Source organism: Pseudonocardia sediminis (genome assembly GCF_004217185.1).
Lineage (GTDB): Bacteria > Actinomycetota > Actinomycetes > Mycobacteriales > Pseudonocardiaceae > Pseudonocardia > Pseudonocardia sediminis.
On the sequence record NZ_SHKL01000001.1, the window covers coordinates 5,871,166 to 5,878,966 of the forward strand.

Below are 7,801 nucleotides of genomic sequence, written 5' to 3' on the forward strand. Positions count from 1 at the left end.
TGACCGACCGGGCAGGTCTGCGCCTCCGCTCGGAGGGTTGTCCCGCGAGCCCGTGGTCGCGGCGGGGTGCACCACCTAACGTCGACGGCACCGCACCGCCGCACGTACCAGGGAGCCGTCCATGATCGGACTCGACCAGCTGAGCAACGACCTCGCGGGCTGGCTCGACTCCACGTTCGTCCGGAGGGGCCTGCTGGCGCCGGAGGCCTTCGAGGAGGCGTTCGTCGCGGTCGTGACCGGTGCCGCGAAGGACCCGGACGCCCCGGACGACGCGTGGCTGGCGTTCTACCGCAACACCGTCGACGCGCTGGCCGGCGAGCCGGTGCCCGGCGGCACGAACGCCGAGATGAAGCCGGTGCACGAGCGGGCGCTGGAGCTCGTCGCCGGGGACGAGGTGCTGGAGCTGGGGTGCTGCTTCGGGTTCCTGTCGCTGCGCCTGGCCGCGGCCGGGTACCGGGTCACCGCGACCGACCTGACCGGCGGCACCGTGGAGCTGCTGTCCCGGATGGCGCCGCAGCTCGGCGCGGACCTGGACGTGATGGTCGCCGACGCCCGCGCCGTCGCCCGCCCGGACGGCTGTGCCGACACCGTGTTCGCGGTGCACCTGGTCGAGCACCTGCCCGAGGCCGAGGGCGACGAGGTGGTGGCCGAGATGCTGCGCCTGGCGCGACGCCGCGTCGTCGTCGCCGTCCCGTTCGAGGACGAGGCCAGTGCCACCTGGGGCCACGTGCGCCTGTTCGACACCTCCGTGCTGACCGCCATGGGCGAACGCACCGGACGGCCCTACACCGTCTCCGAGCACCACGGCGGGTGGCTCGTCATCGAGGTGTGAGGTCCCGGGCGTCGTCCGTTCCTGTCGCGTAGAGGGTGCCCTGCCGGGCGGTGCAGACCTCGTGCCCGTCCGTGTCCAGCATCGCCACCTCGACCACGACCTCCAGGAACCCGCGGGGACGCCACCGGGCCGAGTACAGGTCGACAGCCGCCCGGACACGGCCCCCGACCGCGAGCGGGGCGGGGAAGCGCACCGGCCCGACGGTGTGGTTGACCGCGTTGCGGGTGTTCCCGACCTCGAGCACCTGCGCCACCAGCGGGCTCAGCAGCGACAGCAGCAGCAGTCCGGGCACCGCGTCCGGAGCGGACGTGTCGGCCGTCGCCCGCCGGTAGTCCCGGACGCGGGACGCGGAGACCTCCAGCCATCCGCTGAGCCCGAGCCGGCTCCCGGCCCGGGCCGGCACCTCGTCCGGTTCCAGCACCACGGCGGCGCCGGGCCCGGCGGTCACGCCGCGCCCCCGTCACCGCGGTCGCCGACGGCGTGCGCCCCGCCGTCGACGTGCACGATCTCGCCGGTGGTGGCGTCGAGCCAGCCCGAGAGCAGCACCACGCACGCCCGCGCGACCGGCGACGCGTCGGCGGTGTCCCATCCCAGAGGCGCACGCCGGTCCCACTCGGCGCCGACCCCGTCCTCGCCACCGGCCGCGATGTTGCGCGCGGCCATCGTCGCGAGCGGACCGGCGGCGACGAGGTTCACCCGGATCCCCGCAGGGCCCAGGTAGCGGGCCAGGTAGCGCGAGCAGGACTCCAGGGCGGCCTTGGCCACGCCCATCCAGTCGTAGTCGGCGAACGTCCGCGAGGCGTCGAAGTCGAGCCCCACCACCGAGGCCCCGGAACCCAGCAGCGGCCGCAGCGCCGTCACGACCGACTGCAGCGAGTAGGCCGAGACGTGCAGCGCGGTCGCGGCGTCGTCCCACGTGGTGTCCAGGAACCGCCCACCCAGTGCCCCGGCCGGGGCGAAGGCCACCGAGTGCAGGACGCCGTCGAGGTGGTCGGTGTGCTCCCCCACCCGCGCGGCGAGCGTCTCACGATGCCCGGCGTCGGTCACGTCCAGCTCGACCACCGGGACCGGTGTGGGCAACCGTCGCGCGATGCGCTCGACGAGCGACATCCGCCCGTACCCGGTGAGGATCACCGTCGCGCCCTGCTCCTGGGCCAGCCGCGCGACGTGGAAGGCGATCGAGGACTCGGTGATCACCCCGGTGACCAGGAGGGTGCGCCCGGCCAGCAGGCCCTGCTCGTCCGTCATCGATGCTCCGTTCCGATCCCGCCGCCCGTCGGGACGGCCGTTCCGTTCACGTGTCCCGCCGCCGGACGGGTCACCGCGGGCCCGCCGTCGCGTCGGCGTCGTCCCCCGGGTCGGCCTCGCGGCACGCCGGGGTGGCGGCGAAGGCCTCCTCCAGCTCCGGGACCTTCGAGACGTCGTTCACGAGAACCGGGCCCGCCGTGTAGGCGGACTGGGCCGCGCGGGCGGTCTGGACGTAGCCGATCGCGCCGCCCCGGTCCGAGTCCTCGACGAAGGTCGCCGACTTCTCGAGCGAGGCGCGCCGCTTCTCCACCAGCTCCCGCAGCTCGTCCTGCACCGAGCCGGCCCGCTCCACCGGGGGCGGGCCGAGCCTGGTCAGCTCGGCGTCGAGATCGGCGACCGCCCGTTCCACCTTCCGCACGCGCTCGGCGAGGACGCGGGGCAGCTCCCGGACGTCGGAGCCCTCCGCCGTGCGCCGGGTCCCGGCGACGTCGGCGACCGCGGCGAGCGAGGTGCACAGGCCCGACATCCACTCCTCCTGCTCCGCGGTGACGGCGCCGGTGTCGGCCGCGGCGCTCGTGCTCGTGCCGGTGTCCCGGTCCCCCGAGCCCGCGGCGATGCCGTCCAGGGCCCCGGACCCGCATCCGGCCAGGAGCAGCGCGGCGGAAACGACGACGGCGACCCGCCGCCAGCCGGTCGGGACTCGGGCCGGGCTCATGGGTTCCTCCGAGGGGTCGCGTGGGCGCGGGGTCGTGGGGCGGCCGCACCGATGCCGCCACGGACGAGGCTGCCGGACCACCCCGGCGCTGTCGTCGAACTTTCGAACCAGTTCCGCGACCGTGACGACCCGCGGGAGAACGGTTTCCGACGCCCGGATGGACGGTGCGGAACCGGGTGATGAACCACGCGGACCGGTCGTTATCGGGCGCGATCACGCCGCTAGCCTCACCCGTATGGGGGAGATGATGAGACGCAATCGAGTGACAGAACCGCGTGGCCGCGCACTGGTCGTGGTCGCCGCGACAGCGCTGACGGCGGTGGTGTTCGCCGCGCCGGCCGCGGTCGCACAACCGGAGCCGGCGGGCGCCGAGGAGTACACCGTCCTGCTCCGCGAGGGGGCCGGCGAGGCCGCCGGGCGCGACGCCGTCCGGGCCGCGGGGGGAACCGTGGTGCGGAGCAACCCGGCGGTCGGGGCGCTGGTCGTCACGGCGCCGGCGGAGGGGTTCGCCGAGGCGGTCGGCACGCGGCCCGGGGTCCTGGGGGCCACCCGCGCCCGGTCGATCGGCGCGGTCGCCGCGGACCCGGAACGTCCCGGCCGGGGACGCCCCGCGCAGGCGGGACCGCCACCGCAGCGCGACACGGTGGAGCAGGAGTACCGGACGCGGCAGGGTCCCGGCGGCCTGCCACCGCTGCAGAGCGTCGAGCCGCGGCTGCGGCCGACGGACCCGGGGGCCCGGCTCGACCCGCTCGACGCCTCCCGGTACGGGATGGCGATGGTCCGCGCCGGGGCGGCGCGCGCGGTCGAGGACGGTGACCGGCGCGTGCTCGTCGGCGTGATCGACTCCGGCATCGACGCGAGCCACCCCGATCTCGCCGGGCAGGTCGACCTCGGACTGTCCCGCAACTTCGCGCGCGACATCCCGACCGATCCCACCGGCGCCCCGTCCGACGGGCCGTGCGAGGTCGCGAGCTGCCTGGACCCGGTCGACCGGGACGACAACGGCCACGGCACGCACGTCGCCGGGATCGTCGCCGCCGCGGCCAACGGGATCGGCTCGTCCGGGGTCGCCCCGGGCGTCCGTCTGGTCAACCTGCGCGGCGGCCAGGACTCCGGCCTGCTGTTCCTGCAGCCGGTCGTCGACGCGCTGACCTACGGCGCCGACGCCGGCGTCGACGTGGTCAACATGTCGTTCGCGGTGGACCCGTGGCTGTTCAACTGCAGGGCCAACCCGGCGGACTCCCCGCAGGCGCAGGCGGAGCAGCGCACGACCATCGAGGCGATGCAGCGCGCGCTGCGTTACGCCCACGGCAAGGGCGTCACCCTGGTCGGATCGCTCGGCAACAACCACGAGGACCTCGGCAACCCCCGGACCGACGTGCTGAGCCCCAGCTACCCGGCCAACAGCGCCTACCCGCGCCCGATCGACAACCGGTCCTGCCTGGACCTGCCGGTGGAGGGCCCGCACGTGATCGGGGTGTCGGCGGTCGGGCCGTCGGGCACCAAGTCCGACTACTCCAACCACGGCACCGAGCAGATCTCACTGGCCGCTCCGGGCGGCTGGCTGCGCGACGGCTTCGGCACCCCGAGCTACCAGGCCAACGAGAACCAGATCCTCTCGACGTTCCCGCGCGCGGTGCTGCAGGCCGTCGGCGACGTCGCCGCGGACGGCACCGTCACCGCGCAGGGCGCCGGGTTCGGCGTGCAGCGGGCCTGCGACGCGAGCGGGAACTGCGGCTACTACGCCTACCTGCAGGGCACCTCGATGGCCGCGCCGCACGTCAGCGGCGTCGCGGCACTGGTCGTGAGCCGGTTCGGCAAGCCCACCCGCGGTGGCGGGTTCGGCATGAACCCCGCCGCCGTCGAGCGGACGGTGCTCGCCACCGCCGCCGACAAGGCGTGCCCGGGCCCGGTGCAGAGCTACGCCCGGGAGGGCCGCGACGCCGAGTACGACGCCCCCTGCACGGGCACGGCCCGGTTCAACTCGCTCTACGGCGACGGCATCGTCGACGCCTACGCCGCCGTGACCGCCCGCGGCTGACGGCCGCACCGCGCCGGCGCACCCCTCCCGGGAGGGGTGCGCCGGCGCGGTCAGCCGACGCGCAGCGAGACCAGCGGGTCACCGGTGCGGACGAAGTCCCCCACGGCGACGTGGACCTCGGACACCGTCCCGGACCGGGCCGGCCGGACCGGGATCTCCATCTTCATCGACTCCAGGAGCAGCAGCGACCGCCCGGCCACCGCGGGGTCGCCGGGGCCGCAGCCCAGCTCGAGGACGGTCGCGGGGATCTCGGCGGTGATGCGGAGGTACCGCGTGTCGGCGTCGGTCATCTCGGGTCTCCGGTTCACGGGGGACGGCCGCCCTTCCGGGCAGCCGTCTCACAGCGGGATGTTGGCGTGGTCGCCGCGCCGGGCCGGCACGCGCAGGGCGGCGGCCACGAGCGACCGGGTCCGGTCGGGGTCGATCACCCGGTCCACCAGCCCGAGACCGACCGCCTCGTCCGGTGTGCCGGCCCGCGCGGCGTGCTCACGGACCAGCTCCTCCTCGCGGGCCCCGGGGTCGGGATGGTCGCGCAGCTCCCGCCGGTGCAGGATCCGCACCGCCGCGGGCGCCCCCATCACGGCGATCTCCGCGCCCGGCCAGGCGAACACGGTCCCTGCCCCGAGGCCGCGGCAGTTCATGGCGATGTAGGCCCCGCCGAACGCCTTGCGCAGGATCACCGAGACCGACGGGACCGTCGCCTCGGCGAAGGCGTGCAGCAGCTTCGCCCCGCGCCGCACGACACCGCCCCACTCCTCCTGCACGCCCGGCAGGTATCCGGGCACGTCGACGAGGACGAGGAGCGGCACCCCGAACCCGTCGCACATCCGGACGAAGCGCGCGGCCTTCTCCGCACCCTGCGCGTCGAGGCATCCGCCCTTGCGCAGCGGGTTGCTGGCCACCACCCCGATCGTGCGCCCGCCGAGGGCGCCCAGGACGGTGACGATGTTGGGCGAGAAGTCCGGGTGCAGCTCCAGTCCGGGCCCGTCGAGCACGCCGTCGATGACCGGATGGACGTCGTAGGCCCGCTTGCGGGCGGCCGGCAGGAGCGCGGCGAGGTCGCGGTCGGCGACCTCGCCGACGGACTCCGGCCGGTCCGGGTGCAACAGCGTCACCAACCGGCGCGCCGCGCCGAGTGCGTCGGCGAGATCGCGACCGCGGACGTGGGCGACGCCGCTGTGCGTGCCGTGCACGTCGGGCCCGCCCAGCTCGTCGGCCCCGACCCGCTCACCGGTGACGGTGTGCACGACGTCCGGCCCGGTGATGAACATCCGGGCCTCCGGAGCTGTGACCACGACGTCGGTCAGGGCCGGGCCGTAGGCCGCCCCGCCCGCGGCCGGGCCGACGATGACCGAGATCTGCGGGATGCGGCCGGACGCCGCGGTCATCGCGCGGAAGACCTGCGCGACGGCGTCGAGCCCGGCGGCGCCCTCCTGCAGGCGCGCCCCGGAGGAGTGCCACAGCCCGACGACCGGGACCCGGGCCTCCCGGGCGGCCCGGTAGGCGTCGAGGATCGTCGCGCACGTCCGGGTGCTCAGGGCGCCCGCGCTGACCCGTGGGTCGAGCGCGAACGCCACGCACGGCGCGCCGTCGACGGTCATCCGCGCCCAGGCGGCGCCGTGCGGCTCGGTCCCGTCCGGGCCGTCGGGGTGGGCCGTGACGCTGCCCGGGTCGCCGAGCAGGCCCAGGCGCAGGACCGGGTCACGCCCGTCGACGGGCTCCGGGCCGGTCGACGGGGGTGCAGCTGCCGGTCCGCTCCGCACCACGTCCTGATGGATCACCATGTCCGGGCCTCTCCTCTCCGGTCACGGGGCCGGGTCGGCGGGGGCCGGCGCCGGGAAGAGCGTGCGGTGGAAGTCGTCGCCGCGGAACCCGGACCCGCGGTACGGCGAGTCCCAGGTGAACGCGGCCGGGACACCGTCGGCCCGCTCGATGCGCCCGGAGAGCCGGTAGTCCGGATGGATGCCGTCGGCGGCGGGCCGCCAGCCGAACTCCACCCGGACGCGGTCACCGGCCCGTACCGGGACCCCCTCGGCACTGACCGGCACCCACACCGGGAACCAGCTCGTCGAGGCGTCGGTGGAGTCGATGGGATCCTGGCCGGCGTCGACCCACAGGCGCACGCCGAGCGAGAGGCCGTGCAGCCGGCCGTCGCGGCGGACGGTGAGCGTGCGGGCGTCGCTCCCGGACGCGGTGGCGGCCCCGGTGAGCTCGAGGTGCTCGACCTCGGCCTGGTCGGTGAGGTACGGGGTGCAGCGCAGACCACTGACGCAGGTGCGCACGTCGAACGGCCCGCCCATCGCCGCGAAGATCATCTCGAGGTAGCGGACGTGGTCGCGTTCGTAGGCGGTGATGCCCTCCGGGGCGATCCCGGACAGGTCCACGGCCCCGATCGTGGTGGCGCACCGCAGCGGGATGTAGGCCGCACCGGGCAGCATGTAGCGCTCCGCGGCACCGTTGAGCACGGCGGCGGCGCCCTCGGAGCCGCCGATGGTGCCGATGATCTCCGAGATGCAGACCTCGACCCGTTCGGGCAGCTCCACGGTGCCGGTGGAGCCCTCCAGAACGGTGATCCGGTCGGCGAACCCGGCCTCGGCGACCGCCCGGCGGGCCAGCGCGGCGTTGTCGGGCATCTCCTCGATCGCGTAGACGTGCCGGGCCCCGGCGCGCGCGCTGGTGACGGCCCACAGCGCCTCGCGGCCGGTGCCGATGTCGACGACGGTGCGGCCCTCGACGGTGGCCGCGATCGCCGCCCGGTAGGCGGCGTTGCGGACCTCGTCGCGGCCCATCAGCGCGTAGGCGGCCTCGTCGTAGACCGGGTACTCGCCCAGCGAGGCGATCACCACGCCGAGCGGGCTCTCGGCCCGGTCGGCGACCTGGACCACGACGTCGTGGCCCGGGGTGTCGAGTCGCATCAGGTTGTCACTCACGAGCGGTCCTCCTGGGACGCGTTGGGGGTGGTCTG

8 protein-coding genes are annotated in these 7,801 nt (G+C 75.4%); 2 read left to right on the forward strand and 6 right to left on the reverse strand.

Features of this window, described 5'->3' with window-relative positions; genetic code table 11:
* The first annotated feature begins 121 nt into the window (after window positions 1-121).
* Window positions 122-832 carry a mycofactocin oligosaccharide methyltransferase MftM gene (gene mftM / locus EV383_RS27490; RefSeq protein ID WP_130292614.1) on the forward strand — a complete coding sequence of 237 codons (711 nt, stop codon included), beginning with the start codon at window positions 122-124 and terminating at the stop codon, window positions 830-832.
* Here mftM and EV383_RS27495 read toward each other — a convergent pair.
* From EV383_RS27495 to EV383_RS27505, 3 genes are all read right to left on the reverse strand, one after another.
* Complete coding sequence (locus EV383_RS27495) at window positions 819-1,280, reverse strand: hotdog family protein (protein ID WP_130292615.1); 462 nt, start codon at window positions 1,278-1,280, stop codon at window positions 819-821. The two genes, mftM and EV383_RS27495, sit on opposite strands and share 14 nt — an antisense overlap.
* Window positions 1,277-2,080 (reverse strand): enoyl-ACP reductase FabI, encoded by an 804-nt coding sequence (gene fabI / locus EV383_RS27500; RefSeq protein ID WP_130292616.1) that lies wholly within the window; start codon window positions 2,078-2,080, stop codon window positions 1,277-1,279. Before fabI ends, EV383_RS27495 begins: the two co-directional genes overlap by 4 nt.
* Window positions 2,081-2,150: 70 nt before the next feature.
* Window positions 2,151-2,795 (reverse strand): hypothetical protein, encoded by a 645-nt coding sequence (locus tag EV383_RS27505; protein ID WP_130292617.1) that lies wholly within the window; start codon window positions 2,793-2,795, stop codon window positions 2,151-2,153.
* Window positions 2,796-3,042: 247 nt separating this feature from the next.
* On the opposite strand from EV383_RS27505, the gene EV383_RS27510 reads away from it, so the two are divergent.
* Entirely contained in the window at window positions 3,043-4,836 is a 1,794-nt protein-coding gene (locus tag EV383_RS27510; RefSeq protein ID WP_130292618.1) for a S8 family serine peptidase, read from the forward strand.
* Window positions 4,837-4,886: 50 nt separating this feature from the next.
* Here the strand turns inward: EV383_RS27510 and EV383_RS27515 are convergent, their stop codons facing one another.
* Genes EV383_RS27515 through EV383_RS27525 form a run of 3 tightly spaced genes read right to left on the reverse strand, consistent with a single transcriptional unit; the run spans window position 4,887 to window position 7,766 of the window.
* Window positions 4,887-5,126 (reverse strand): acyl-CoA carboxylase biotin carboxyl carrier protein subunit, encoded by a 240-nt coding sequence (locus EV383_RS27515; protein ID WP_130292619.1) that lies wholly within the window; start codon window positions 5,124-5,126, stop codon window positions 4,887-4,889.
* 48 nt (window positions 5,127-5,174) lie between these two features.
* Window positions 5,175-6,620, reverse strand: a complete 1,446-nt coding sequence (locus EV383_RS27520) for an acyl-CoA carboxylase subunit beta (protein ID WP_130292620.1) — start codon at window positions 6,618-6,620, stop codon at window positions 5,175-5,177.
* A gap of 21 nt (window positions 6,621-6,641) precedes the next feature.
* A complete protein-coding gene (locus EV383_RS27525) occupies window positions 6,642-7,766 on the reverse strand; it encodes an SAM-dependent methyltransferase (protein WP_130292621.1) in 1,125 nt (374 codons plus the stop codon).
* Window positions 7,767-7,801 lie beyond the last annotated feature (35 nt).

Excerpts from the sequence above, each read along its gene's own strand:
- EV383_RS27505 (WP_130292617.1), bottom strand. The coding sequence starts at position 2,795 with ATGAGCCCGGCCCGAGTCCCGACCGGCTGGCGGCGGGTCGCCGTCGTC.
- EV383_RS27515 (WP_130292619.1), bottom strand. The coding sequence starts at position 5,126 with ATGACCGACGCCGACACGCGGTACCTCCGCATCACCGCCGAGATCCCC.
- EV383_RS27520 (WP_130292620.1), bottom strand. The coding sequence starts at position 6,620 with ATGGTGATCCATCAGGACGTGGTGCGGAGCGGACCGGCAGCTGCACCC.
- mftM (WP_130292614.1), top strand. The coding sequence starts at position 122 with ATGATCGGACTCGACCAGCTGAGCAACGACCTCGCGGGCTGGCTCGAC.
- fabI (WP_130292616.1), bottom strand. The coding sequence starts at position 2,080 with ATGACGGACGAGCAGGGCCTGCTGGCCGGGCGCACCCTCCTGGTCACC.
- EV383_RS27510 (WP_130292618.1), top strand. The coding sequence starts at position 3,043 with ATGAGACGCAATCGAGTGACAGAACCGCGTGGCCGCGCACTGGTCGTG.